25 protein-coding genes are annotated in these 25,704 nt (G+C 68.6%); 5 read left to right on the top strand and 20 right to left on the bottom strand.

Translation table 11 applies throughout. From position 1 onward, the window contains the following. Positions 1 to 123: 123 nt before the first annotated feature. The 3 genes from hemW to rph are packed head-to-tail and all read right to left on the bottom strand — an operon-like array spanning position 124 to position 2,691. Complete coding sequence (gene hemW / locus AC1REK_RS20395) at positions 124 to 1,326, bottom strand: radical SAM family heme chaperone HemW (protein ID WP_390893472.1); 1,203 nt, start codon at positions 1,324 to 1,326, stop codon at positions 124 to 126. Continuing rightward, complete coding sequence (rdgB, locus tag AC1REK_RS20390; RefSeq protein WP_492270538.1) at positions 1,323 to 1,970, bottom strand: RdgB/HAM1 family non-canonical purine NTP pyrophosphatase; 648 nt, start codon at positions 1,968 to 1,970, stop codon at positions 1,323 to 1,325. Before rdgB ends, hemW begins: the two co-directional genes overlap by 4 nt. A gap of 4 nt (positions 1,971 to 1,974) precedes the next feature. Next, positions 1,975 to 2,691: a ribonuclease PH gene (gene rph / locus AC1REK_RS20385; protein WP_492270537.1), complete on the bottom strand. Its 717-nt coding sequence runs from the start codon at positions 2,689 to 2,691 to the stop codon at positions 1,975 to 1,977. A gap of 142 nt (positions 2,692 to 2,833) precedes the next feature. Here rph and hrcA point away from each other — a divergent pair, with 142 nt between their 5' ends. Both hrcA and AC1REK_RS20375 read left to right on the top strand, forming a co-directional pair. Next, the gene (gene hrcA, locus AC1REK_RS20380) at positions 2,834 to 3,916 is read left to right on the top strand and encodes a heat-inducible transcriptional repressor HrcA (RefSeq protein ID WP_316020091.1); all 1,083 of its coding nucleotides are present in this window, start codon (positions 2,834 to 2,836) and stop codon (positions 3,914 to 3,916) included. Between the two features lie 47 nt (positions 3,917 to 3,963). Continuing rightward, on the top strand, positions 3,964 to 4,572 hold the full coding sequence (locus AC1REK_RS20375) for an ankyrin repeat domain-containing protein (protein WP_492270536.1): 609 nt from the start codon (positions 3,964 to 3,966) through the stop codon (positions 4,570 to 4,572). A gap of 3 nt (positions 4,573 to 4,575) precedes the next feature. On the opposite strand, the gene AC1REK_RS20370 is transcribed toward AC1REK_RS20375, so the two are convergent. The 9 genes from AC1REK_RS20370 to AC1REK_RS20330 form a co-directional block, all read right to left on the bottom strand. Further along, positions 4,576 to 4,929 (bottom strand): cupin domain-containing protein, encoded by a 354-nt coding sequence (locus tag AC1REK_RS20370; protein ID WP_492270535.1) that lies wholly within the window; start codon positions 4,927 to 4,929, stop codon positions 4,576 to 4,578. Between the two features lies 1 nt (position 4,930). Further along, positions 4,931 to 5,545, bottom strand: a complete 615-nt coding sequence (locus AC1REK_RS20365; RefSeq protein ID WP_316020094.1) for a LysE family translocator — start codon at positions 5,543 to 5,545, stop codon at positions 4,931 to 4,933. Positions 5,546 to 5,684: 139 nt separating this feature from the next. Continuing rightward, positions 5,685 to 6,812 (bottom strand): DNA replication/repair protein RecF, encoded by a 1,128-nt coding sequence (recF, locus tag AC1REK_RS20360; RefSeq protein ID WP_492270534.1) that lies wholly within the window; start codon positions 6,810 to 6,812, stop codon positions 5,685 to 5,687. Between the two features lie 11 nt (positions 6,813 to 6,823). Beyond that, positions 6,824 to 7,942, bottom strand: a complete 1,119-nt coding sequence (gene dnaN / locus AC1REK_RS20355) for a DNA polymerase III subunit beta (protein WP_316020102.1) — start codon at positions 7,940 to 7,942, stop codon at positions 6,824 to 6,826. A gap of 167 nt (positions 7,943 to 8,109) precedes the next feature. Then, positions 8,110 to 9,627, bottom strand: a complete 1,518-nt coding sequence (dnaA, locus tag AC1REK_RS20350; RefSeq protein WP_492270533.1) for a chromosomal replication initiator protein DnaA — start codon at positions 9,625 to 9,627, stop codon at positions 8,110 to 8,112. 782 nt (positions 9,628 to 10,409) lie between these two features. Next, the gene (rpsT, locus tag AC1REK_RS20345; RefSeq protein ID WP_316019665.1) at positions 10,410 to 10,676 is read right to left on the bottom strand and encodes a 30S ribosomal protein S20; all 267 of its coding nucleotides are present in this window, start codon (positions 10,674 to 10,676) and stop codon (positions 10,410 to 10,412) included. A gap of 174 nt (positions 10,677 to 10,850) precedes the next feature. Continuing rightward, positions 10,851 to 11,246, bottom strand: coding sequence for a RidA family protein (locus AC1REK_RS20340; RefSeq protein WP_492270532.1), 396 nt, complete (start codon positions 11,244 to 11,246; stop codon positions 10,851 to 10,853). Beyond that, positions 11,243 to 12,244, bottom strand: coding sequence for a threo-3-hydroxy-L-aspartate ammonia-lyase (locus AC1REK_RS20335; protein WP_492270531.1), 1,002 nt, complete (start codon positions 12,242 to 12,244; stop codon positions 11,243 to 11,245). The genes AC1REK_RS20340 and AC1REK_RS20335 overlap by 4 nt, the downstream gene beginning before the upstream one ends. Before the next feature lie 152 nt (positions 12,245 to 12,396). Further along, on the bottom strand, positions 12,397 to 13,170 hold the full coding sequence (locus AC1REK_RS20330; RefSeq protein ID WP_492270530.1) for an enoyl-CoA hydratase: 774 nt from the start codon (positions 13,168 to 13,170) through the stop codon (positions 12,397 to 12,399). A gap of 180 nt (positions 13,171 to 13,350) precedes the next feature. Between AC1REK_RS20330 and AC1REK_RS20325 the strand changes: the two genes are divergently transcribed. Then, complete coding sequence (locus AC1REK_RS20325; RefSeq protein WP_492270529.1) at positions 13,351 to 13,824, top strand: SRPBCC family protein; 474 nt, start codon at positions 13,351 to 13,353, stop codon at positions 13,822 to 13,824. Here AC1REK_RS20325 and AC1REK_RS20320 read toward each other — a convergent pair whose 3' ends face one another. Next, positions 13,825 to 14,406: a chloramphenicol phosphotransferase CPT family protein gene (locus tag AC1REK_RS20320; protein WP_492270528.1), complete on the bottom strand. Its 582-nt coding sequence runs from the start codon at positions 14,404 to 14,406 to the stop codon at positions 13,825 to 13,827. Positions 14,407 to 14,414: 8 nt separating this feature from the next. After that, positions 14,415 to 15,305: a bifunctional DNA-formamidopyrimidine glycosylase/DNA-(apurinic or apyrimidinic site) lyase gene (gene mutM / locus AC1REK_RS20315; RefSeq protein WP_492270527.1), complete on the bottom strand. Its 891-nt coding sequence runs from the start codon at positions 15,303 to 15,305 to the stop codon at positions 14,415 to 14,417. A gap of 96 nt (positions 15,306 to 15,401) precedes the next feature. Between mutM and ubiE the strand changes: the two genes are divergently transcribed. Next, positions 15,402 to 16,163: a bifunctional demethylmenaquinone methyltransferase/2-methoxy-6-polyprenyl-1,4-benzoquinol methylase UbiE gene (gene ubiE, locus AC1REK_RS20310; RefSeq protein ID WP_316019670.1), complete on the top strand. Its 762-nt coding sequence runs from the start codon at positions 15,402 to 15,404 to the stop codon at positions 16,161 to 16,163. 145 nt (positions 16,164 to 16,308) lie between these two features. Beyond that, a complete protein-coding gene (gene ubiB, locus AC1REK_RS20305) occupies positions 16,309 to 17,865 on the top strand; it encodes a 2-polyprenylphenol 6-hydroxylase (protein ID WP_316019671.1) in 1,557 nt (518 codons plus the stop codon). Positions 17,866 to 17,887: 22 nt separating this feature from the next. Here the strand turns inward: ubiB and AC1REK_RS20300 are convergent, their stop codons facing one another. The 6 genes from AC1REK_RS20300 to AC1REK_RS20275 all read right to left on the bottom strand — a co-directional run bounded on the left by AC1REK_RS20300 (position 17,888) and on the right by AC1REK_RS20275 (position 25,533). Further along, positions 17,888 to 18,526 carry a redoxin domain-containing protein gene (locus tag AC1REK_RS20300; RefSeq protein ID WP_492270526.1) on the bottom strand — a complete coding sequence of 213 codons (639 nt, stop codon included), beginning with the start codon at positions 18,524 to 18,526 and terminating at the stop codon, positions 17,888 to 17,890. A gap of 47 nt (positions 18,527 to 18,573) precedes the next feature. Further along, the gene (locus tag AC1REK_RS20295; RefSeq protein WP_492270525.1) at positions 18,574 to 20,736 is read right to left on the bottom strand and encodes a protein-disulfide reductase DsbD family protein; all 2,163 of its coding nucleotides are present in this window, start codon (positions 20,734 to 20,736) and stop codon (positions 18,574 to 18,576) included. 130 nt (positions 20,737 to 20,866) lie between these two features. After that, the gene (locus AC1REK_RS20290) at positions 20,867 to 21,988 is read right to left on the bottom strand and encodes an anhydro-N-acetylmuramic acid kinase (protein ID WP_492270524.1); all 1,122 of its coding nucleotides are present in this window, start codon (positions 21,986 to 21,988) and stop codon (positions 20,867 to 20,869) included. Positions 21,989 to 22,113: 125 nt separating this feature from the next. Beyond that, positions 22,114 to 22,323, bottom strand: a complete 210-nt coding sequence (locus AC1REK_RS20285) for a hypothetical protein (RefSeq protein WP_492270523.1) — start codon at positions 22,321 to 22,323, stop codon at positions 22,114 to 22,116. Positions 22,324 to 22,432: 109 nt separating this feature from the next. Then, positions 22,433 to 24,013, bottom strand: a complete 1,581-nt coding sequence (locus tag AC1REK_RS20280) for an ABC transporter substrate-binding protein (protein WP_492270522.1) — start codon at positions 24,011 to 24,013, stop codon at positions 22,433 to 22,435. After that, positions 24,010 to 25,533 carry a serine hydrolase domain-containing protein gene (locus AC1REK_RS20275; protein ID WP_492270521.1) on the bottom strand — a complete coding sequence of 508 codons (1,524 nt, stop codon included), beginning with the start codon at positions 25,531 to 25,533 and terminating at the stop codon, positions 24,010 to 24,012. The genes AC1REK_RS20280 and AC1REK_RS20275 overlap by 4 nt, the downstream gene beginning before the upstream one ends. Between the last annotated feature and the right edge of the window lie 171 nt (positions 25,534 to 25,704).

Below are 25,704 nucleotides of genomic sequence, written 5' to 3'. Positions count from 1 at the left end.
GAGCGCCGATTGCGGCGGCGGCGTGGCGCCGATGTGACGCAGCGTCATGGCCGTTGTCGATAGGCCGGGGCTTCCCCTCCGGCTAAATCGGTTTAATGCTCGGGATTCCGCTCTGCCTGCTGTTCAGGCGGCGAGATCGGCAACCAGCGCGTCGAGCAGGAGCGCGCCTTCCGGCGTCGCGGCGAGGCGCCCGCCGGGCTTGCGCATCAGGAAGCCTTCGCCGATCAGGCTGCCGATCCGGTTCGAGTTGAGCGGCCGGCCCGACAGGGCCTCGAACACGGCAAGGTCGATGCCGTCGACGAGCCGCAGGCCCATCAGGAGATATTCGTCGCCCTGCGCTTCGGCGGTGAGCTGCTCGTTCTCGATTAGCGCGTCGCCATCGGTCTCGACCCGCTGCAGCCAGGTCTCCGGATGCTTTTCGGTCGATTGCGCCATCCGGCCGTCGGCCGTCACCAGCCGGCCATGGGCGCCGGGGCCGATGCCGGCATATTCGCCATAGTGCCAGTAGACCAGATTGTGCCGGCATTCGGCGCCCGGCCGCGCATGGTTCGAAATCTCGTAGACCGGCAGGCCGTGCTTCGCCGTGATCTCCTGCGTGATCTCGTAGAGCTCGGCCCCGGCATCGGGATCGGGAATGGCGAGCTTTCCGGCCTGGAACAGCTTGTCGAAGGCGGTGCCGGGTTCGATCGTCAGCTGGTAGAGCGAGAGATGCTCGGCGGCATGGCTGATCGCAAGCTCGAGCTCGGCGCGCCAGAGCGCCGGCGTCTGGCCGGGCGAGCGGGCATAGATCAGGTCGAAGGAGTAGCGCTCGAAATATTTCCGGGCGATCGCGACCGCGTCCAGCGCCTCCTGCGCCGAATGCATCCGCCCGAGGGATTTGAGGTCGGCATCGTTCAGCGCCTGCACGCCGAGCGAGACGCGGTTGACCCCGGCGGCGCGGAAATCGCGGAAGCGTCCGGCCTCGACGCTGGTCGGGTTGGCCTCGAGCGAGACCTCGCAATTGGGATCGACGGCCCAGTGCTCGCCGATCGCGTCGAGGATCGCGCCGACAGTCGCGCCTTCCATCAGCGAGGGCGTGCCGCCGCCGAAGAAGATCGAGGAGACGGTCCGGCCCGGCGCCAGCGCCGCGCGATGGGCGATCTCGCGCCGGAAGGCCGCGATATAGCGGGCCTGGTCCGGCGGTGAATGCCGGACGTGGCTGTTGAAGTCGCAATAGGGGCATTTGGCCAGGCAGAACGGCCAGTGCACATAGACGGCGAAGCCGGCATCCGCGGTCGGATGTGCCGGCACGCTCTGCCGCCCAGCCAAGGCGGCCTTGCCCGTCAAGCGGGCTTCCTCAGGCAGGCGGCGGCCAGCACATGGAAAGCGCGGGCGCGGTGCGACAGGCCGGGCGAGCCATCGGCGGGAATGCCGTGCTTCTCCTCCGCGGTCATCTCGCCGAAGGTCTTGGCATAGCCCGCCGGCTGGAAGATCGGGTCGTAGCCGAAGCCGGATGTGCCGCGCGGCGCATCGACGACCGTGCCGAAGACGCGGCCCTCGAACAGCTCCTGATGCCCGTCCGGCCAGGCGATCACCAGCGCCGAGACGAAATGCGCCTTGCGCTGTTCCGGCGTGGTCGCGCCGCGCTTGGCGAGTTCGGCCTGCACACGGGCCAGAGCCGGGGCGAAGTCCTTGCCCGGCCCGGCCCAGTTGGCAGAGAACAGTCCGGGCGCGCCGTCGAGCGCGTCGATGCAGATGCCGGAATCGTCGGCCAGCGCCGGCAGGCCGGAGGCATTGGCCGCCGCCACCGCCTTGATCGCGGCATTCTCGGCGAACATGTGGCCGTCCTCTTCGGGCTCGGGCAGGCCGAGCTCGCCGGCCGAGACCAGCTCGACGCCATAGGGGGCCATCAGCTCGCGCATCTCGCGCAATTTGCCCTGGTTATGGGTCGCGATCACGACCTTGCCGGACAGGGGGCGGTTTCCGTTCATGGCGTCAGGCCACCGCCGCCTTCTGCAACGCGACGAGCTGGCCGACGCCGCCCTTGGCCAGCCTGAGCAAGGCCATCAGCTCGTCCTCCGAGAACGGCGCGCCCTCGGCCGTACCCTGGACCTCGACGAGGCCGCCCGCGCCGGTGATGACGAAATTCGCATCGGTCTGGGCGCCGGAATCCTCGACATAATCGAGATCGATCACCGGGTTGCCGGCGACGATGCCGCAGGACACCGCCGCGACATGGTCCTTCAGCGGGTTGGTGCCCTTGAGCATGCCCCGCCCTTCCATCCATTTCAGCGCGTCGTGCAGCGCGACCCAGGCGCCGGTGATCGAGGCGGTGCGGGTGCCGCCATCGGCCTGCAGCACGTCGCAGTCGACGACGATCTGGCGCTCGCCGATCGCGGTGAGATCAACGACGGCGCGCAAGCTGCGCCCGACCAGACGCTGGATTTCCTGGGTGCGGCCCGAGGGCTTGCCCGAAGTGACCTCGCGGCGGGTGCGCTCGTGCGTGGCGCGCGGCAGCATCGAGTATTCGGCGGTGACCCAGCCCTTGCCGGTGCCGCGCAGCCAGGGCGGACCCTTTTCCTCGACGGTCGCGGCACAGAGCACCCTGGTCTCGCCGAAGCTCACCATGCAGGAGCCCTCGGCATAGCGGACCACGCCACGCTCGAGCGTGACCTTGCGCATCTCGTCGGCGGCACGCTTGGAGGGTCTCATCGTCATCGTCCTGCTTTTCTGGGATTGGCGGCTTGTAGGCGTTTCAAGATGGGGCGGCAAGGCGAGGCCTTGCAGATGCCGCTTGATCCGCCGCGCCCGCGAAGGGACAATGGAGCATGTACAACAGGCCCCTTGCCGCCAGATGAGCGCCTATACGCGCCCGGAAACGCCGGGCGGCCTGGTCGAGATCGACCAGCGCTCGCGTGAAATCTTCCGCCATATCGTCGATGGCTACCTCGCCACCGGCGAGCCGGTCGGCTCGCGCAACATCGCGCGCCTCCTGCCGATGACGCTGTCGCCGGCGACGGTGCGCAACGTCATGACCGATCTCGAAATGGCCGGGCTGATCTACGCCCCCCACACCTCGGCGGGGCGCCTGCCGACCGAGCGGGGCCTGCGCTTCTTCGTCGATGCGATGATGGAGGTCGGCAACCTCACTTCGGAGGAGCGGACCCGCATCGAGGCGCAGATGCGCGCGGCTGCAAGCGGGCGCACCCTCGACGGCACGCTGACCGAGGCTTCCGCCTTGCTGTCAGGCCTCTCGCGCGGTGCCGGCGTCGTCGTTACAACCAAGGCCAATGCCCGGCTGAAGCATATCGAGTTCGTCCGGCTCGATGCCAATCGCGCCCTCGTCGTGCTCGTCGCCGATGACGGCACGGTCGAGAACAGGTTGCTGGCGCTGCCGCCGGGGCTCCCTGCCTCGGCGCTGGTCGAGGCCGGCAATTTCCTCAACGCCCGCATCGCCGGCAAGACGCTGGCCGAGATCCGCCGCGAGATCGACGACAGCCGTGCCGAGATGGAGCGCGAGCTCGACGGGCTGACGGCGCGTCTCGTCGAAAGCGGCATCGCGACCTCGTCCGGTCCCTCCGGCGACCGGCACCTGATCGTCCGCGGCCAGGCCAATCTGCTCGAGGACCTCAAGGCGCAGGAGGATCTCGAGCGCATCCGCCTGCTCTTCGCCGATCTGGAGACGCAGACCGAGCTGATCGACCTTCTGACCCGGGCCGAGGCCGGCGACGGGGTGCGCATCTTCATCGGCTCCGAGAACAAGCTGTTTTCGATGTCGGGCTCCTCGATCGTCGCCGCCCCGTTCCGCGACGGCGAGCAGCGCATCGTCGGCGTGGTCGGCATCATCGGCCCGACGCGCCTTAACTATGCCCGGATCGTGCCGATGGTCGACTACACCGCGCGGGTGGTCGGGCGGCTGCTCGAAGGTGGACGATGAGACGGACTAGGCGGCTTTTGGCCGGTGTTCTGGCGGGAGCGATGCTGATGACGGGCGCTGGTGCGGCAACTGCGGACCTGCTCTCCGCTGCGTCTTCCGGCAATCTCTCCGAGGTCGGCCGGCTGATCGCTTCCGGCGCCGATCTCGAACAGCGCGACGGGCAGGGCCAGACGCCGCTGCTGCGTGCCGTCGCCGGCAACCATGTCGCGGTCGCCAAGGCCCTGCTCGCGGCCGGTGCCAGCCTCAATGCCCAGGCCGCCAACCAGGACACGCCCTGGCTGCTCGCCGGGGCCGCCGGCCGTAGCGAGATCGTCGCCGCCATGCTGCCGCTGAAGCCCGATCTCTCGCTGCGCAACCGCTATGGCGGCGACGCGCTGATCCCGGCCTGCGAGCGCGCCCATGTCGAGACGGTGAAGCTGCTCCTGACCAGCGGCATCGACGTGAACCACGTCAACAATCTCGGCTGGACCTGCCTTCTGGAGATCGTGATCCTCGGCGATGGCGGGGCGCGCCACCAGCAGGTGGCGAAGCTCGTGCTCGATGCCGGCGCCAATCCCAATCTCGCCGACAAGGACGGCGTCACTCCGCTCCAGCATGCCCGCAAGCGTGGCCAGAGCGAGGTCGCGAAGCTGATCGCCGCAAAGGGCGGGCGCTGAGCTTTATTCCATCCAGTCGGTGACGAAGTGCTCGCTGGCGTGGATGTCGATCGATTCCAGCGTGTCCGGTCCGAGGCTGCGAAATTTGTGCGGCACGCCGGCCGGCACCACCAGGATCTCTCCCGGCCCCGCCTCGATCTCCCGGTCGCCGATCGTGTAGAGCGCCCGGCCGGCGCGGACGATGAAGGTCTCGGGGTAGGGATGGCTGTGCAGTCGTGGCCCCTTGCCCGGCTCGGCCCGGACGAATATCAGCGAGACCTCGCCGCCGAAGCCCTGAACCTCGCCATGCCATTCGCCTGGCGTCTCGGACCAGTCCTCGCGGCGAACGGCGTGGGGACCTGCGTTCGTGCCCGCCATCTCAGCCGCGTGTCGCGATCAACGCCGCGGCGCCGGCCATGACGCCGCCGGTGAACCGGTTGATCCGGCGCATCGTGCGTGGGCTGGAGACCAGCCGGCGGGCGCGGTCGGCCGCATAGGCGTAGCCGAGCAGCGTGGTGTTGATAATCACCATGGTCAGCACCGCGATCTCGACGAAGAGCAGCGGCGTGATCGCGCTGAGATCGACCACCAGCGGCAGGATCGAGACGAAGAACACCATCACCTTGGGGTTGCCGAGCGTCAGCGCGATGCCGCCGAAGAACAGGCGCCAGCCCTCGCCGGGGATGGCCTCGGGCGCCTTGGTGCTATCGACCGGCGTGGTCCAGAGCTTCCAGGCGAGATAGATCAGATAGGCGCAGCCGGCATATTTGATGGCGACGAAGACGCCGTGGAAGCTCTGCATCAGCAGCGACAGGCCGAGCGCCGAAAAGGTCAGCCAGACGAGGTCGCCGGCGGCGATGCCGAGCACGAAGGGCACGGCGCGGCGAAAGCCGGTCGAGAGCGAGCGCGCCACCAGCGCCGCGATGCCCGGCCCCGGCGAGGCGACCGCCAGGAAATAGACCCCGGCAAAGACCATGAATCCAGCGATGTCCATGCGTTCGGTTCTCTGCGGCGTGCAGTCTTGCTGATTGGCGAATTTAGCAGCGCGCGGCGCGGCTGTCCCATCGGCATGCGTGATGTCTGCGATCAGCGAGGGTGAGGCCTGCCGGGTTCAGCGCCCGGATACAGGTGCCTCACGGCAGGGCGGCGACGTTGCCCGGCGTGACCAGGAGGCGCTGGGATTGCGGCGGCAGGTCGCCGAACAGAGCAGGGTCGGCGCCGGTCATCCAGACCTGGCAGCCGAGCTCGCCGAGCCCTGCATAGAGCGCGGCGCGTCGGCGCGGGTCGAGATGGGCGGCGATCTCGTCGAGCAGCACCAGGGGCGGTAGGTCGCTCATGCTCGCCACCAGCCGGGCATGCGCCAGGACGAGCCCGATCAGCAGCGCCTTCTGCTCGCCGGTCGAGCCCTGGCCGGCCGGAATGTCCTTCAAGGCGTGGCGGACCAGAAGGTCGGAGACCTGCGGCCCGGCGAGCGTGCGCCCCGCCGCCTTGTCGCGCGGCCGCATCTGCGCGAGCAGCTCGCGATAGCGGTCCTCCGCGTCGAGCGCCGGCAGGCTCGCGACCAGCGCGTCGATCTCGCCTTCGAGCCGGATCTGCGCATGCGGGAAGGGCGAGCTCTCGTCGCGGTTCTGCTCGATGATCGCCGACAGCCGCGCCACCGTCTCGGCCCGGGCGGCGGCGACCGCGACGCCGAGCTCGGCGATCTCGCGCTCGACCGAGTCGAGCCAGCGCCGCTCGAACGGGCTCTCCTCGAGAATGCGGTTGCGCGAGCGCAGCGCCTTTTCGAGCGCGTTGGAGCGCGTGCCATGGCTGGGGTCGACCGCGAGCACCAGCCGGTCGAGGAAGCGCCGGCGCTCGCCGGCCGAGCCGCGGAACAGGCCGTCGAGATCCGGCGTCAGCCAGACCAGGCGCAGATACTCGCTGAAAGCCGTCGCGGAGCTGGCCGGTGCACCGTCAATGCGCGCGAGGCGGGCGCGGCGGCCTTCGCCATCGGGCGGCTCCAGTCCGATGCCGAGCCTTGCTCCGTCATCGGCGAGCCCGACCGAGACGGCAAAGCCGCCATCGCCCGGCACCCGCACCATATCGGCGAGATCGGCGCGCCGCAGGCCGCGCCCGGGCGCGAACAGCGAGAGTGCCTCGAGCAGATTGGTCTTGCCGGCGCCGTTCTCGCCGCACAGCGCAACGAGCCGGCCCTCGATCGCAAGATCGAGGGCCGGGTAGGAGCGGAAATTCTGCAGGGTGAGGCGGGCGACCGCGGTCAAGGCTGGTCGCGTCAGACCCGCATCGGCATCAGCACATAGAGTGCCGAGGCGCCCTCGCGGTCCTGGATCACCGTCGGCGAGCCGGGATCGGCGAGCTTGAGCAGGGCGGTGTCGCCGTCGAGCTGGGCAGCGATGTCCATCAGATAGCGGGCGTTGAAGCCGATATCGAGCGGGCTCGCATCATAGTCGACCTCGATCTCCTCGGTCGCCGAGCCGGAATCGGGATTGGTCACCGAGAGCGTCATCCGGCCCTCGGCCATGGACAGCTTCACGGCGCGGCCGCGCTCGGACGAGATCGTCGAGACGCGGTCGACCGAGGCGGCGAAATCGCCCTTGTCGACGGTGAGCAGCTTGTCGTTGCCGGAGGGAATGACGCGCTGATAGTCGGGGAAGGTGCCGTCGATCAGCTTGGAGGTCAGCACCACCGCTGCCGTCGCGACGCGGATCTTGCTACCGGACAGCTCGACCTGGACCTCGCTCTCGCCGTCCTCGAGCAGCTTCTGGATCTCGGCCACGGCCTTGCGCGGCACGATCACGCCCGGCATGCCGAGCGCGCCCTGCGGGGCGGCGGTGTCGACGCGCGCGAGGCGGTGGCCGTCGGTCGCGACCGCGCGCAGCACCGGGCGACCCTCGACGTCGATGGCGTGCAGATAGATGCCGTTGAGATAGTAGCGGGTCTCTTCGGTCGAGATCGCGAACTGGGTCTTGTCGATCAGGCGCTTGAGCTCGCCGGCCGGAAGCACGAAGCGATGCGCCATCTCGCCGGCGGTGATGTCCGGGAAATCGCTTTCAGGCAGGGTCTGCAGGGTGAAGCGCGAACGGCCCGAGCGCAGCACCATCTGGCCGCTGTCGCCGGTCGTCTCAAGCGAGACCTGGGCGCCGTCAGGCAGCTTGCGGACGATGTCGTAGAGCGTGTGGGCCGGCACGGTGGTCGCGCCGGGCTCGACGATGTCGGCCGGGACCGTCTCGACCACCTCGATGTCGAGATCGGTCGCTTTCAGCTTCAGCCCGTCCTCGCTGCCGCGCAGCAGCAGGTTGGAGAGGATCGGGATCGTATTGCGGCGTTCCACCACGCGATGGACATGCCCGAGCGACTTCAGGAGCGTGGAGCGTTCGACCGTAACCTTCATGGCGTCTTCTGGCATGTGCTGGCGTCCACCGGACGGCGGGCGACGGAATGGCCCGCGACATTGCCGGAGCGCTTGCGCCGGCGCAAGGGTGCGCGCGCCGGCAACCACAGCTTACCGCCACGCAGTGCCATTTCCGGCCTGCGCAAGCCGGTCCGTCAGGCGTAGCCTCACTCCTGCAGCATGCGCTTCAGCAGATCGACCTCGTCATGCAGCAGCCGGTCCTCGCCGATCGCCTTTTCGATCTTGCGCACCGCATGCAGCACGGTGGTGTGGTCGCGCCCGCCGAAGCGACGGCCGATCTCAGGCAGCGAGCGCGGCGTCAGCGCCTTGGCGAGATACATCGCGATCTGGCGCGGCTTGACTACGGCGGCCGTGCGCCGCTCCGAGAGGATGTCGGCCCGGCTGACATTGTAGCGGGTCGCGACCAGCTTCTGGATCTCCTCGATCTTGACGCGGCGCGGCTCGCGGGTGCGCACCAGGTCGCGGATCGCCGCCTCGGCGGTTTCCATGGTCACCGTCGCCCCGGTCAGGGTCGCATGCGCCAGGATCCGGTTGGCCGCGCCGTCGAGGTCGCGGCCATTGGTGGCGACCGCGCGGGCGACATAGGCGACTACGTCCGGATTGACCTGGAAGGTCGAATGTGCCGCCTGCAGCGCCTCGAGCCGGCTGCCGAGGATCTTGACGCGCAGACCTTCGTCGAGCTCGCCGATCTCGACCGCGAGGCCGCCGGCGAGGCGCGAGCGGATGCGCTCCTCCATCGTCTCGAGATCGCCGGGCAGCCGGTCGGCGGCGACGACGATCTGCTTGCCGGCATCGATCAGCGCGTTGATCGTGTGGCCGAATTCCTGCTGGATCGAGCGGCCCTGGATGAACTGCACGTCGTCGACGATCAGCAGGTCGATGCCGCGCAGCTTCTCCTTGAAGGCGAGGGCGGTCTGCGACTTCAGCGCCGCGACGAAGCCGTACATGAAGCGGTCGGCGGTGAAATAGGCGACGCGCTTGCCGTGCTGGCGCGCGTCCTGGGCGATCGCCTGGATCAGGTGCGTCTTGCCGAGGCCGACGCCGGCATGGATGTAAAGCGGGTTGTACGGCGTCGCGCCGGCCGGGGCACCGGCAATGCGCTCGGCGGCGGCGAAGGCGAGCGCGTTCGACTTGCCGACGACGAAGCTCTGGAAGCTCATGCGGCGGTCGAGCACGGTGCCGCAGGCGTCCACCAGATCCTGCTCGCAGGGCGGCAGGGTTGCAGCGGCGGGGGCGGCCTCGGCATTCGTCGGCGCGGGGACGCGGGCGGCGGTGGTGCGGGCGCGCTGGGCGGGGCCTTCCGCGCGGGGCTCGGCGCCGTCACGCGCCACCTGGCGAACGCTCAGCGAGACGCCATGGGGAGCGTCGAGCTCGGCCATGCAGTGAGCCCGCAGGCGTTCCGCATAATGGGCCTCGAGCCAGCTCTTCAGGAACCGGGTGGGAACGGTGAGATGGGCAACGCCCTCGACCACTGCGCAGATCTCGACACGGGCGAACCAGCTCGAGAACACGTCCTCGCCGAGCTCGGCGCGCAGGCGGCGGCGCACGCGGTCCCAGCTCTCCTTCTCCGCGGCAGCAGCCGCGCCTTTGGCCAAACCCAGTTTCGCAACAGACGGACCCGACGCAACATCGACAAAATCGCCAGTCTCGATCTGCTCCAGCATTTTTCTATCGCCCTGTTCAATCGGTTTCGCGCGGCGTCACCCGACCGGCAAAGCCGGTCGGCCGCACTGATTTTGGTGAAAGCAAAGAATCCACGTCCCCCGGACGGGCCGAAGGCTCGGATCGTGCCAATGTTGGTCGTCGGCTTAGGAGTAGCGGGCTCGTCGCAGGACGAAACCGTTCTTCATCTCAACAAGTATAACGTAGCAAGACAAAGAGCCGCATCCCTCCAACCTCTCTGGTTGTAAGCCAAAACGAGTTTCGATCTTTGGAAATCCCGGTCCGACATCTCTGTCCGCCCGGCGATGAGAGGACCTTATAGGGAGCCCTCGGACGGGGGCAATATCCCCCTCTGCCGGCTATCGGGATTCAGTCGGGAAGCCCCGGCTGCTGCCCCACCGGCAGACCGCCTGCAATAGGTTGGGGAAGTTAAGCTTTTCTTTACAGCTGGGCGGTTGCGAGGGCCGCGAATCTTTTTTTTTCGAGCCCTCGAAAGCCGCCGCGGGAAGCCTCGGGAATCCCTGGCGGCGATTGCTTTGCCTGCTAAGGTGATGAAAAATATGGCCTAATTTTGCGCGGTCAAAAATGCGTTACGAGCGGTTTTTCCGCCCGGAAAACCGCGGTGGAGTCAAGCCCGGAAGGTGATGGAAAGATTGCGGAATCGCCACGGTGGCCGAGATTTTTATCTGCGCCGGCGGGGTCTTGCGGAGGCGTTCCGGCCAAAGAAAAACCCGGCCGAAGGGCCGGGTTGAAACACGCTAAAAACCGCTCTGCGGAACGCGGCTCAGGAAGCCAGCGCGCTCACGCGATGGGCCAGGCGCGAAACCTTGCGCGAAGCGGTGTTCTTGTGGACCACGCCCTTCTGCGCGGCCCGCATGATCTCCGGCTGGGCGGCCTTCAGCGCCTCGGCGGCGGCGCCCTTGTCGCCGGAGGCGATCGCCTCCTCGACCTTGCGCAGGAAGGTGCGCATGCGGCTGCGGCGCGCCTTGTTCACCTCGGTGCGCCGCACGATCTTGCGAGCGGCTTTCTTGGCCGAAGTCGTATTGGCCATCGTTCGTCCTCGTCCTCGTCGCGGCGGACACCGGGCTTCTTGCCAAGTGACGCGGAGCGCGAACCCTTGCATGAAAAACGTGAGCGACGGCCCTGCTGTCGCAGGCCGTCGCGATCCGTGAGCCTATAATCGCTGCCGGCTGCCACGTCAACGCGGAAATGGCGGCGGCGCCGGTCAACCCTCGCCGCGCCGGATTGCGACGGCCTCGATCTCGATCAGATAGCCATAATGCAGCTCCGGAACCGGCACCACGGCCCGTGCCGGACGGTGCTCCCCGAAAACCTCGGCATAGATCGCGTTGAACTCCGGCCAGTGCCCGCCGCCGACCAGATAGGCGGTGACCTTCAGCACGTCGCACGGTCCTGAACCCGCGGCGGCGAGCACTGCCAGCAGGTTCGCCAGCGCCTGGCGCGCCTGCACGGCGAAGGGCTCTGCTGCGGTATGGCTGCCGTCCGGGCGCGGGGCGAGCTGGCCGGAGACGAAGACCAGGTCCTTGTAGGCGACGGCCTGGGAATAATGTCCCGCCGGCGCCGGGACCTCCGGCGAGAGGATGGTCTTTATCTCGCTCACGCGCCCTCGCCGATGAAGCGCGCGAAGCTTGCGAGGTCGACATTGCCGCCGCTGAGGATGATGCCGACGCGCTTGCCTTCGACCGGCACCGCGCCGGTGAAGGCGGCGGCCGCGGCCAGGCAACCGGTCGGCTCGACCACGAGCTTCATGCGCTCGGCGAAGAAGCGCATCGCCGCGACGAGGGCGGCATCCGGCACGGTGACGATGTCCTCGACGAGATCGCGGATGATCGGGAAGGTGTAGTCGCCGAGGAAGGGCGTCTGCGCCCCGTCGGCAATGGTCTTGGGCACGTCGATCTTGACGATCTCGCCCTTGCGCAGGGATTGCTGGCCGTCATTGCCGGCCTCTGGCTCGACGCCGTAGACCCGGCAGCCGGGATTGAGCGCCTTGGCCGCGAGCAGCGCGCCGGCGAGCAGGCCGCCGCCGCCGAGACAGACCAGGATGATGTCGAACTGGCCGGCATCCTCGATCAGCTCCTTGGTCGCCGTGCCCTGGCCGGCGATCACCGCCGGGTGGTCATAGGGCGGGATCAGCGTCAGGCCGCGCTCGCTGGCGAGCTTGCTGCCGAGCGCCAGCCGGTCCTGGCTGTAGCGGTCATAGGAGACGATCTCGGCGCCATAGCCCCGGGTCGCGGCGACCTTCGCCGCCGGCGCGTCCTGCGGCATGATGATCGTGGTCGGCGCGCCGAGCAGCTTGCCGGCATAGGCGATGGCCTGGGCATGGTTGCCGGAGGAATAGGTCAGGACGCCCGCCTTGCGCTGTTCGGCCGAGAGTGCGGCGATGGCGTTGTAGCCGCCGCGGAACTTGAAGGCGCCCATGCGCTGCAGGTTCTCGGCTTTGAAGACGAGATTGGCGCCGGTGCGCTCATTGGCGGTGCGCGAGGTCAGGGCCGGCGTGTGATGCGCGGCGCCGCGGATGCGTTCCGCCGCCGCCTCGACATCGGCATAGGTCGGCAGCGCGATGCCGCTGCTGGAGGGGCTGCTGGCGGCGGTTGTCATGGCAGGGAATCCCGTTGGCTCGAAGTGCGCATCGTGTCCGCCGCAACGGCGCGCTTCAAGTCAAACCATGTCGTGCCGGCCATGCACGGGGCTGATCGGTCGCCCGCCCGGTCTCGTTCCGGGCGGGCGCCGGCTCGCCTCGCGTTCCTGCCTCAGAGGTTCTTGAATTCCGGCTTCCGCTTCTCGGCGAAAGCGGCCATGCCTTCCTTCTGGTCATGCGTCGCGAACAGCGCCGAGAAGACGCGGCGCTCGAAGCGCAGCCCCTCGTGCAGCGTCACCTCGAAGGCGCGGTTCACCGCTTCCTTGGCGGTCAGCACCGAAGGCAGCGACTTCGAGGCGATCTGCTCGGCTGCCTTGAGTGCTTCCGTCATCAGATCGGCGAGCGGCACGATGCGGGCGACGAGTCCGGCACGCTCGGCCTCGTTGACGTCCATCATCCGGCCGGTGAGGCACAGATCCATCGCCTTCGCCTTGCCGATCGCATGGGTCAGGCGTTGGGTGCCGCCGGCGCCGGGGATGACGGCGAGGTTGATCTCGGGCTGGCCGAAGCGGGCATTGTCGGCTGCGATGATGAAATCGGCCATCATGGCCAGCTCGCAGCCGCCGCCGAGGGCAAAGCCCGCGACCGCGGCGATGATCGGCTTGCGGCGCTGGCCGATCCGGTCCCAATCGGCGAACTTGTCGTCGAGATAGGTGCCCGGATAGGTCCGCTCCTGCATCTCCTTGATGTCGGCGCCGGCGGCGAAGGCCTTCTCCGAGCCGGTGATGACCGTGCAGCCGATGCCGGGATCGCGCTCGAAGCCGTCGAGGGCGGCGTTGACCTCGCCGATCAGCTGGCCGTTCAGCGCGTTCAGCGCCTGCGGCCGGTTCAGCGTGATCACGCCGACCTTGCCCTTAACCTCGACGAGAATGGTCTCATAAGCCATGGCGGCCTCCCGGATGCTGCTGTTGCGGCCAGCATTAGCGGGCGGGAGGGGCGCAAGTCCATGCGTGCCGGCGCAAGCCGGGATGGGGCGGGGCGTGCGCAGGCTGAAGCGAAAGGCGATCTCCTGCCGCATTCTCGCATTGTCGCCGTGCTAGCCTCGTTGCCCATCGGGAATGCGTCCATGCTTGGCAGTACCAGAACCGACACGGCTTCGCGGGTGATCAGGGCCTCGCCCGGAGCGATCTACCACGCTTTCGTCGACGCGGCCTCGCTGGCGCGGTGGCTGGCGCCGCAGGGCATGCAGGCGCGGGTCGAGCACTTCGAGCCGCATGCCGGCGGGAGCTACCGCATCGTCCTGACCTATGACGATCCGGCCGGCGCGCCCGGCAAGGCGACGGCGGACAGCGATGTCGCGGAGGGACGGTTCGTCGACCTCGTCCCGTGCGAGCGCATCGTCTGGGAGGTTTCCTTTCCGTCGGACGACCCGGCCTTCGCCGGCACGATGACCATGGCCTGGCAGCTCGTGGGCGTCAGGGACGGGACCGAGGTGACGATCCTCTGCGAGAATGTGCCGGCCGGGATCAGCAAGCAGGATCACGATGTCGGACTGCGCTCGACCCTGGAGAACCTCGCGCATTTCGTCGAGACGGCTTGATCAGGCTGCCGGCGCGGCCTCGGCGAGCAGCCGCTGAAAGGCCGAGGGTGCGGCGCGCGAGCTCCAGGCGGCGATCAGTCTCTCGGCATTGATCTCGGGCGGCACGGCGGAATCGAGCTCCAGATCGTAGAGGCAGTAGCTGTGGATCTGATGGAAGTCGCGCCGGGCATCGCCGACCCGCCGGTCGCCGCGTGCGATCTCGCGCCGCTCCAGCTCTGCGAGATCGCAATGCAGGCCGACGAAGCAGGCGTCCTGTCCAACGAGCAGCCCGGCCAGTCGCAGCAGCCACGCACGGCTTTCCATGATGTGCTCGACGATCAGGTTGTTGCCGCAGCGGACATAGGCCAGCAGCGACTGCTCGAAACCCTCGAAGAAGGCGTCGCGCATCGTGGCCCACTGGAATTCGCCGGCGCGGATGCGCGCCATCGGCAGGACGCCGGAATCGCGCAGATGGTCGATCGAGATGTGCCAGAACGGCTCTTCGATCCGGGCCTGCACGGCGCGCGCCAGCGAGGACTTGCCGCTGCTCGAGGCGCCGTTGAGGAGGACGATCTTGCCCGGCGGGCGCGGCGCGTCGGTCATCTCCGGTCTCAGCCCCGCTTCTGGCAGCTCTCGCAATAGAAGGTCGAGCGGCCGGACTGCACCAGCCGCTGCACGGGCTTGCCGCAGCCCGGCGTGACGCAGGGCTCGCCTTCGCGGTCATAGACCTTGAAGCGATGCTGGAAATAGCCGAGCGAGCCGTCGGCATGGGCGAAGTCGCGCAGGGTCGAGCCGCCGGCGGCGATCGCCTCCTCGAGCACCTCACGGATGATCTGCGCCAGCGCATGCGCCTTCTCGCGCGGCCTACCGGTCGGGGTCGCGATCGTTCCTGCTGGCGCCTCCGGGTGCAGCCCGGCCCGGAACAGCGCCTCGCAGACATAGATGTTGCCGAGGCCGGCGATAAGCCGCTGGTCGAGCAATGCGGCCTTCAGTGGTGCGGCCTTGCCGGCGAACAGATTTGCCAGCAGTTCACCCGAAAGCGCGTTGCCGAGCGGCTCGATGCCCATCCCGGCGAAGTGTTTGCAGGTCTCGAGCTCGCTGCGCGGCAGAAGATCCATGAAGCCGAAGCGGCGGACGTCGTTATAGGTGACCCTCGCCCCGGTCCCGAGATGGAAGACGACGTGGTCGTGGACGAGATGCCGGCCGATCTCGTTGTAATAGGCGCCCGGCTCCGTCGGCTTCGTGCCGGGAGCCTCGACGATGAAGCGCCCGCTCATGCCCATATGCATGATCAGCGCCTCGCCATCGTCGAGATCGGCGATCAGGTACTTCGCGCGCCGCGACAGCGCTTCGACCCGCCGTCCGGTCAGGCGCTCGGCGAAGTTCTCGGGCAGAGGGAAGCGCAGATCCGGCCGCTTCTGCTCGACCCGGGCGAAGCGCTGCCCGAGCATGGCTGGCTCGAGCCCGCGCCTGACGGTTTCGACCTCGGGAAGTTCAGGCATGGCGTTGCGCCCTTCAGCATGCGTCGAGACGGGCCGCGACAAGGCCCGTCGCATTCGCTATTCATCGCCGCAGCGAACCACAAGAGCAGCCCAGCCGTGACAGCAGCTTCCGACTCAACCCATTTCGGCTTCGAGACCGTGCCGCTCGCCGAGAAGCAGGCCAAGGTCGACGACGTCTTCCACAAGGTCGCAGGCCGCTACGACCTGATGAACGACCTGATGTCGGCCGGCCTCCACCGGCTCTGGAAGGAGGCGCTGCTCACCACGCTGAAGCCGCCGCGCGACCGGGCTTTCGCCCATCTCGACGTGGCCGGTGGCACCGGCGACGTCGCCTTCAAGGTGCTGGAGGCCGGTGGGCCGCGGACCGAGGTCACGGTGCTCGACATCAATGCCGAGATGCTCGCCGTCGGCCGCGAGCGCGCCCAAAAGCGCTTTCCCGGCGACGACCGCATCCATTTCGTCCAGGGCAATGCCGAGGAACTCGCCCTGCCGGACAATGCCTTCGACGCCTATACGATCGCGTTCGGCATCCGCAACGTGCCACGCATCGACAAGGCGCTGAGCGAGGCCTATCGGGTCCTGAAGCGCGGCGGACGTTTCCTTTGCCTCGAATTCTCCCATGTCGACGTGCCGTTGCTCGACAAGGTCTACGAGGCCTATTCCTTCAACGTCATCCCGCCCATGGGCAGGATGGTGACCGGCGAGGCGGAGCCCTACCAGTATCTCGTCGAGTCGATCCGCAAATTCCCGCGTCCGCAGGTCTTCGCCGACATGATCGCGGCCGCCGGTTTCCGGCGCGCCTCGTTCACGCCGATGACCGGCGGGGTGGTGGCACTGCATTCCGGCTGGAAGCTGTGACGTTAGTCTCTGACATGATGGGCCTGTCGCCGTCATGGTCGGGCTTGTCCCGACCATCCACCTCTTCCCTTCCTTCACGCCGCAAGGCGTGGATGCTCGGCACAAGGCCGAGCATGACGGGGAAGGCTGATACGTACGCCGCCGCATGATCTCGGCCATCGCCCATCTCGCCCGCTCGGCGCGGGTCGGTTTCGTGCTGGCCCGCGAGGGCGCGCTCGCCCTGGTCGACCCTTCTGTGCTGCCGCCGGCGGCGCGCGGGCTGATCGGCCTCGGCCGGCTGATCGAGCGCAAGGGCGCCGGCTCCTCGGCGACGCGGCTTGCCGCTGCGCTGACGAGGCTCGGCCCGTCCTATGTCAAGTTCGGACAGTTCCTGGCGACGCGCCCGGACGTCGTCGGCATGAAGATCGCCGAGGACCTCTCGGCCCTGCAGGACCGGATGGCGCCCTTCCCGATGGCGCAGGCGCGTGCCGCGATCGAGGCGGCCCATAACAAGCCGGTCGAGGCGATCTTCGCCGAATTCGGCGAGCCGGTCGCCGCAGCCTCGATCGCCCAGGTTCATCGCGCCCGGCTGCGCGACGGCTCCGAGGTCGCGGTCAAGATCCTGAGGCCCGGCATTCGCGACCGCTTCCATCGCGACCTCGCGGCCATGCGCTTCGGCGCGGAACTGGCCGAGCGGCGCTCGCCGGAGGCGCGGCGCCTGCGCTTCGTCGCCATCGTCGAGACGCTTGCGCGCTCCGTCACCATGGAAATGGACCTGCGGCTGGAGGCGGCCGCCCTGTCCGAGTACGCGGAGAACACCAAGGAGGACACGGACTTCCGCGTGCCGGCGCCGGACTGGCAGCTGACCGCCCGTGAAATGCTGGTGGACGAGTGGATCGACGGCATCCGGCTCTCCGATGTCGAGGCCCTGCGCGCCGCCGGCCACGACCTGCCGGCGCTCGGCCGGAATGTCATCCAGTCCTTCCTGCGCCACGCGATCCGCGACGGCTTTTTCCATGCCGACATGCATCCCGGCAACCTGTTCGTCGATGCGCAGGGCCGGCTCGTCGCCGTCGACGGCGGCATCATGGGCCGGCTCGGGCACAAGGAGCGGCGCTTCCTCGCCGAGATCCTGCTCGGCTTCATCACCCGCGACTACCAGCGCGTCGCCGAGGTGCATTTCGAAGCCGGCTACGTCCCCGGCCATCACGCGGTCGCCGACTTCGCCCAGGCGATCCGTGCCGTCGGCGAGCCGATCCACGACAAGCGCGCCGACGAGATCTCGATGGCGAAGGTGCTGACCCTGCTCTTCGAGATCACCGGCCTCTTCGACATGGCGACGCGCACCGAGCTCGTCATGCTGCAGAAGACCATGGTGGTGGTCGAGGGCGTTGCCCGCACGCTCGACCCGCATCTCGACATGTGGACCACGGCCGAGCCGGTGGTGCGCGAATGGATCACCCGCAATCTCGGCCCGCTCGGCAGGATCGAGGATGTTGGGCGCGGCATGCACACGCTTGCCGCGAGCCTTGCGAACCTGCCCGCGACGGTCGGCCGGGCTGAGCGGGTGCTCGGCCAGCTCGAGGACGCCTCCCGTAACGGCTTCTCGCTCGACGAGGCCAGCGTCCAGGCGATCGGCCGGGCGGAAGCCGCGCGCAATCGCTGGGGCAACTGGGCGCTCTGGCTGATCGCTGGGCTGCTCGCCTATGCGGTGCTGGGGTAGCTGACCGGCCGGGCGCGCCGTGTCAGCTCACCGGCGCGTATTTGACGGCGCAGCCATAGGCCTTGGTGGCGGGTTCCGAGACCGGCTTTCCGGCCTTCATCTCGGCCACCGCCTGGCGGACATAGCTCTTGGCGCCGGTCAGGCTCGAGGCGCTGGCGGAGGGCTTGTCGTCGATCGCCCCGGCATAGGCGAGCTTGCCCTTCGGGTCGATGATGTACATGTGCGGCGTGGTCTGGGCGCCATAGGCGCGGGCCATCACGCTCTTCGGATCGAGCAGGATGGTGGCGGGCGCCGCATCGCGGCTCTTCGTCAGCTCCTTGGCCTTGGCTGCATCGACATGGCCCTGCTCGCCGACGGGTGAGGAGATCACCGACAGCCAGACGATGCCGTCCTTGGCCATGTCCTTCTGCAGCGTCTGCATGGTCGCGCTGTTGTAGTGCTTACGGACATAGGGGCAGTCATGGTTGGTCCATTCGAGGATCACCGTCTTGCCGGCATAGTCGGAGAGTTTTTGGGGCTTGCCGTCGACATCGACGATCGAGAAGGCGGGGGCTGGCGCGCCCGGCTTCGCTGCGCCCTGGGCGAGCGCTGCGCCCGAGGCCAGCGAGACTGCGGTGACGGCGAGGCCGGCGATGAAAGTCTGTCTGATCACGGCTTTCATGTCTGTCTCCATCTTCCCGGTTGAAATGCGGTCGCTCCGGATGGCCCTCACGGATTCCTGGCGGTCTGGACCTCCCGGCCTGCGGCACGCTCGGCGGCGCGGATCACGATGTCGGTGGTGAGCAATTGCGGCAGGACCTCGGCCTGCGCGCCCTTGCTGCCAGGATAGACCAGATAGAGCGGCACGCCGGCGCGGCCATGTTCGGCGAGCGCCGCGGCAATCGTGGCGTTGCGATTGGTCCAATCGGCCTTGAGGTAGACGACGCCGAGCGCGGCGAACGCGTCCTTGACGTCCTGCCGCGAGAGGGCGACTCGCTCATTGGCGAGGCAGGTGATGCACCAGGCCGCGGTGAAGTTGACGAAGACCGGCTTGCCCTGCGCCTGCAATTCGGCGACGCGCTCCGGCGACCAGACCTCGCTCGCGCCGGCGCTGGCCGGCAGCTGCTTCGGCGGCACGGCGCTTTCGATGACGAAAGCCGCGGTCGCGGTGACGAACAGGGCCGCGGCGCCGGCCGCGACGACCCGCAGGGCGATGGCGCGGCGGCGGGTGACGCCGAGCAGCCAGACCGCGAAGCCGGCGACCAGGATGGCGATCAGCGCGGCGAGCGCGCCGTTCGCGCCGGTCTGCATGGTCGCGACCCAGACCAGCCAGATCGCGGTCGCGAACATCGGGAAGGCGAAGGCCTGCTTCAGCACGACCATCCACGGCCCGGGCTTGGGCAGCAGCCGCTGCAGGCCGGGCGCGAAGGAGAGAGCCACCACCGGCAGCGCGAAGCCGAGCGCCAGCGCGAGGAAGATCGACAGCGCCGCGGATGGTGGCTGCGTCAGGGCATAGCCCATCGCCGCTCCCATGAAGGGCGCGGTACAGGGCGTCGCCACGACCACGGCGAGCGCTCCGGTCATGAAGGCGCCGACCGGCCCGCTGCGGCTGGCGAGCCCGTCGCCGATACCCTGGACCTTGCCGCCGATCTCGAAGGCACCGAGCAAGTTGAAGCCGATGAGGCTCATCAGCACCGCGAGCAGGATGACGAGCGGCGGCGATTGCAGCTGGAAGCCCCAGCCGGCGCCGAGCGCGATCGCCAGCCCCGCCAGCACCATGAAAGTCCCGACCACGCCGGCGAGGAACAGGAGCCCGTGCACGCGCACCTCGGAGCGGCTCGCCTGTGCCGACTGGGCGAAACCGAGCGCCTTGATGAACAGCACAGGCAGTACACAAGGCATCAGGTTGAGGATCAATCCTCCGGCAAAGGCGAAGGCCAGCGCGACCCAGATCGTCAGGTCCTCGGCCGGCGGGGCCGGCAAGGTCGGCAACGTGACCGCAGCGGGTGGGGCAGGCGGGGCGCTCGCCTGCGCGAGCAGATCGGGCGCGACATCGGCGCTGAGCGCCAGCGCGCGCTTTGTTCCGCCCTGGCTGTAGGTGATGACGCCCTCGACGCTGGGCTCGCTGATCCGGAAGGCGCTGGAGCGTGACAGGGTCAGTGTGCCGCCTTCGCCCGGCTGGGCGGCGGCGTGCTCGATCAGCGTGTCGGAAAGCGGGAAATAGCGGAGGTCGCTGATCCCAGCCGGCAGCTCGGGGATGGCGAGCGTCATCTTGTCCGGCCCGTTCGCGGTCAGCTTTGCGCGGAACGGCGCCTCCTGCGGCAGCCCCGCCAGCGTCCGCTCGATGCGCGCCTGCGCGGCGCTGTCGATGACCGGCTCGGCCGCGATGGGCAAATCGAGGCTCAGCACACCCTCTTCGGGGATGCAGATCTTCTCGCAGACCAGCCATGTCGCCTTGGCGGTGATGGGAAAGCGCTCGCCGGGCTTCGCGTCGGCCGGTACGCTGATCTCGACCGGCAGCAGGACGGTGCCGTCGAAGCCGAAATTGACCAGGGGCTCGAAGGCGATCGCCTTCGGCGCCGGCCATTGGATCGGGCCCGCGCTCGCGCCTTCCGGCAACTGCCAGTCGATCTTGGTCGGCTCGCCGGAATCGCCGGGATTGCGCCAATAGGTGTGCCAGCCAGAGGTGATCTTCTGCGTCAGCGCGAGGTGGAAGCGTTCGCCGGGCGCGACCGCATCGCGGCTCGACAGCAAGGTGGCGACGACGCGCGGGGATGTCACCGCCGTCGACTCCGCCGCCCATGCGGTGGCCGGGGCCAGCAGGGCGATGGCGAGCGCGGCGCGCTTGAGGAGTGAGAACCCGGTTCGGGCAGGCATATCGAGCGTAGACATGGCGGGTTTGATGCCCCCTTTCCCACGTGATTGCCAATGACAAGCCGGTGAGAGCGGCACCACGCCGCAGCCCGGAAGGCGCGGCCGGGCTAGACGAGCGTCAGCATTGCTGCCGCTCGGCCCGCTACTGTCAACGTCCTCTTGCGATCCGCCCGCCGCTCATCGGCTCGGGCACACCCGTGGTGAGCGGGAAGCTGATCGGCAGTCCGGCCTTGGCCCGCATGGCGAGAAAGGCGAATAGCTCGGCTTCTATCGCGTCGCCGCGCCAGCCCACCGACTCGGCGGGAATGGCCTGCGCGCCGCTGCGGGCATTCAGAGCGGCCATGATCGCCGGATTGCGGCGCCCGCCGCCGCAGACGATGAGGCGTTGCGGGCGGATCGGTAGAAGATCGAGCCCGCGCCCGACCGTTCCGGCGGTGAAGGCGGTCAGCGTCGCCGCGCCATCTGCGAAGGAGAGCCCGTCGGCCATCGCGGCGGTGAAATCGTGCCGGTCGAGCGATTTCGGATAGGGCGCGAAGAGATAGGGGTGTTCGAGCAGCCGGGCGAGCCTCGGCTCGTCGACGCTGCCGGCTGCGGCAAAGGCGCCGTCCCGGTCCATCTCGCCCTTGCCGTGTCTGACGATCCAGTCGTTGAGCGGTGCGTTGCCCGGCCCGGTATCGAAGGCGACGATCTGGCCGTCGGCATCGATGGCGCTGAGGTTGCCGACGCCGCCGAGATTGAGCACGGCGGTCTCGCTGCCGGCACCGAGGCCGCGAAGCAGCGCCGCGTGATAGCTCGCCGCCAGAGGTGCGCCCTGTCCGCCGGCGCGGACATCGGCGCTGCGCAGGTCGTAGACAACGTCGATGCCGAGCCGCTGCGCCATCAACGCGCCGTCGCCGAGCTGGCGCGTATCGCCCTTGCGCGCCGATGTCGGCGCACGGTGCAGCACGGTCTGGCCGTGGAAGCCGACCGCGGAAACCTCGCTCGCGGCGATGCCTTCTTCGGCCAGGAACTGCGCGACGGCATCCGACTGGGCCAGGGTCAGGGCGCGCGTCGCCTCGGCGAATATCTGCGGCTCTGGCCCTTCGAAGCGCCAGGACAAAGCAGCCTCGACTGCCCGCGCCAGCAACTCGCGCACCTCGGCGGCATAGGGGGCAAGCCGCCAGGGGCCGAACTCGGTGACCGTCTGACCATCGCTGCGGATCGCGGCGATGTCGATATTGCCGTCGAGGACGGTGCCGGTCATCAATCCGATGGCCCAAAGCGGCTGCATCCGGCCTTCTCCCGCGAATCTGCTCGCCGCGATGGTTCGCATACGGGGCGGGCCTGCGCCAGCGGCGGCGCTTTCCGGCCGGGCCGCGTTGAGATGAGCGGCGGCCCGTACCGTTCGATCGGCCTTCAGCCGACCATCACGGCCGCGTCGAAGGCGTCCTGCAGCATCTGCTGGCACTGCCTTGCCTGCTCGCGGGCGCCTTCATGCAGGATATGCGGGGCGATGTCCTTGAGGTCGCGCAGCGCGAAGTCGATCGCCGACAACAGGTCGAGCGCGTCGCCATCGCTTTCGGCGACGACCGGCTTCAACGGACGGAACTGAAGAACCTGACCCATAACGCTCTCACGGACTGCAACGAATCGCTCGCAACAGTGTCGTCCGGCATGGGTCATGAACTGGTTAACGCCGCGCTCCGGGCCGGTTAACGCGGCGCATATCGGCGCCTCAGTTCTTCTGCACGTTCCAGAACAGCATCACCGGCGCCGCAAGGACGCCAGAGACATTGCCGCGCCTGGCATAGGGCTGGTCGAACTGGCCGAGCACCCGGTAAGGCTGCATCTCGGCGAGCCTCTTGTGCAGCGCCTCGACCGCCACCTTGCGGGCGGCATCGTCGGGCGCATCGACCACGGCACCGCGCAGTTTCTCGGCTTCGGCGTCGCAGGGCCAGCCGGCCCAGGCCTTCTCGCAGGCCATATTGGTGCCGATATTGGTCATCGGCGACTGCATGGTCGCGCCCGAGGCATAGGTCACGAACAGGTTCCAGCCGCCCTGGTCCGGCGGATTCTTGTTCTGCTGGCGGGTGGTGACGGTGCCCCAGTCGGAGAACTGCACCTCGACATTGACGCCGGCCTTCTTCAGCTGCGCGGCGGCGACCTCGGCCATCCGGCCGATCGCGGCGATGTCGTTGCTGGTCGTCAGCACCAGCTTCTCGCCCTTGTAGCCGGCTTCGGCGAGGAGCTGCTTCGCCTTTGCCGGATCCGGCTTGGCGAAGGCGTCCGTGCCGGTTTCGGTCCCGTTCGGGCCGCCACAGATGAAATAGGCATTGCACCGCTTCCACCATTCCTCGTCGCCGAAGCCGCCGGCCAGGAATTCGGCCTGGTCGGTGGCAAAGGCGAGGGCGAGGCGCGCCTTCGGGTTGTCGAAGGGCGGGTGCAGGCTGTTGGGGCGCAGCATCACCTGGTTGGCGAGGTTGGAATAGCGCTCGACCTTGACGTCCTTGGCGCCGGCGACGACCGGGATCAGGTCCTGGCTCGGCTGCTCCCAGATGTCGATCTCGCCGGTCTGCAGGGCCGCGGCCGCCGTAGCAGCGTCCGGCATGATCACCCATTCGACCCGGTCGACCTTGACGACGCGCCCGCCCGCAAGCCCGTCGGCCGGCTCGGAACGCGGCACATAGTCGGGGTTCTTGTCGTAGACGACCTTGGCGCCGCTGCGCCATTCGGCGCGGTTGAACTTGAACGGACCGGAGCCGATCGCCTCGGTCACCGGCTTCATCGGGTCGGTCGCGGCATCGGCCTCGCGCATGATCACCGGGATCTGGCCGACTGCCGAGCCGAGCGCGAAGGGCACCAGCGCCATCGGCTTCTTCAGCTTGAGCACGAAGGTCTTGTCATCCTTCGCCTCCATGCCCTCGGTGTATTCGCCGAGCTTGCCGCCGATCGTGTCGCGCTTCATCCAGCGCGTCAGCGAGGCGATGACGTCGCGCGTCGTCACCGGCTGGCCGTCATGGAATTTGAGGCTAGGGCGCAGCGTGAAGGTCCAGGAGAGGCCGTCCGGCGCGGTCGAGAAACTCTCGACCATTTGCGGCCTCGGCTGGAGATTGGCGTCCCAGGCGAACAGGGTCTCGTAGATCATCAGCCCGTGCATGCGGGTGATCACGATCGAGGCCGCGACCGGGTCGAGCGTCTTGAGGTCAGCATGCGGCGCGACGCGCAGCACGTTCTTGGGCGCCGGCTGGGCCTGTACCGGCGCGGTCAGGAGCAGCGCGGCCGTGCCGATGAGGGCGGCGAGGCGGGAAGCGGTCATGGCGTGGCTCCTTCGGTAACGTGGTCGAAATGCAGGATGCGCGAGCGATGGCCGGCAAGGCGCAAGCTTCCGTCCGGCTGCAGCCAGAGGCAAGGACGGTGCCGCCAGGGGCCGTGCGGCAGATCGGCGAGCGCCCGGCCGCCGGGCAGCGGCGTCAGCTCCGTCTCGATGCCGGAGCCCGCCCAGGGCAGGCGGGCGCTGCCATCGCCGCGGATAAGGATCTCGGTGCCGAGATTCCGGTCGCGCCAGCGCCCCGGGAGGCGCGGATCGAGCGGGACTGCATCGGGCACGCGGATGAGCCGGCGAGCCACGCCGCCGATCAGGCCCTCGACCGCATCCGCGCCGCTGCGCTTCAGCCTGATGTCGAGATAAGCCGGCAGGCTGCGCATCCCGCCGGAGCCGTCGGAGACGAGCTTCTCATAGCCGCCCATGAAGCTGATCGCGCCCGCGCCGAACTCGGCCCAGAACGGTCCTTCCTCCGCCGCGAACAGCCCGTCGGGCATCTCGTCGGCCGGTGGCGGCAGGGATTGCCCGAGCAGGGCGGCGAGCACGCGCAGCGCCGGCCACAGCGCCTCCTCCTCGCGATTGCTCAGAAGGACGACGCCGACGCCCTTTTCCGGCGCCATCAGGACATGGTTGCGATAGCCCGGCAGCGAGCCGCCATGACCGATAAGGGCGACCTCGCCGAGGGAACTCGCGACGAGGCCGAGCCGGTAGACGCTGGCGCTGCCATCGGCGAAGGTCCGCGGCGCCGTCAGTCGCTCGAGCAGGCCGGAGAGCGGCTCGCGTCCGGCAAGCAGGGCGCAGGCCCAGCGCGCCAATGCCGCGGCGCTTCCGGCCATGCCGCCCGAGCCCGAGAAGTTGAAGCCGTAGCGCCCGCGGCGCCAGGCATCGCCCTCGCGCCAGTAACCCGTGGCCAACCCGTCGATGACCTCGCTTTCGTCGCGGGCGAAGCGGATCGGCAGGCCGAGCGCGCCCATCAATCCATCGACCAGCCGGGCGTAGCTTTCGCCGCTGTGCCGCTCCAGCACGGCCTGGGCGAGGCGCCAGCCGGTGTTGGAATAGGCCATCTCGGTGCCAGGCTCGGCGTTCAGCACCGGAAACAGTTGGGCGCGCGCCAGGATCTCGTCGGCGCATAGGCTGGCGGTGAAGGGCACGCCCTGCTGCCAGAAGGCCTCCATCGTGTCCGGCAGGGCGCCGGTCATGTCGAGCGCCCGCATGAGCGGCACGGCGGCCAGGGCCGGGGGCGCTTTGGTCAGCAGTTTGCCGAGCGGCTCATCCAGCGGCACGCCGGCGCGCAGCAGCATTGCCGCGCAGATATGCTTGCTGATCGAGGCGAGCCGGTTCGGCGTGTCCGGCGTGAAGGGCAAACGGTGCTCGATCGCGGCGAAGCCACCGCTCGCGACCTCGCGGATGCCGTCGCGGTCGAACAGCACGATCGCACCGCCCGGTCCGCCCTCGCGCGTCCAGGCCTCGGCGATGCCCGCCGCCTCGTTCCGCGCGCCGCTCCAGTCGAGCATCCCGATCCTCCTGCCGACTCCGGAGCGAAGCCCGCCCGGATTTTCAGCGCAATGACCTCCGGGGCGCAATCGCCCGGCCATGCGTCGGCGGCAAGGCCAGGCGACATTGCCGGGCGTGGCGCTTCGCGTCGAAGGTGTTTGTATGCAAGAATGCGGCGTTGCTTCCTGCTG

The organism is Allobosea sp. GW823-FHT02B03 (assembly GCF_058797755.1).
The sequence above is the reverse complement of the archived record's forward strand: the minus strand, read 5'-3'. Positions and strand labels throughout refer to the sequence as shown.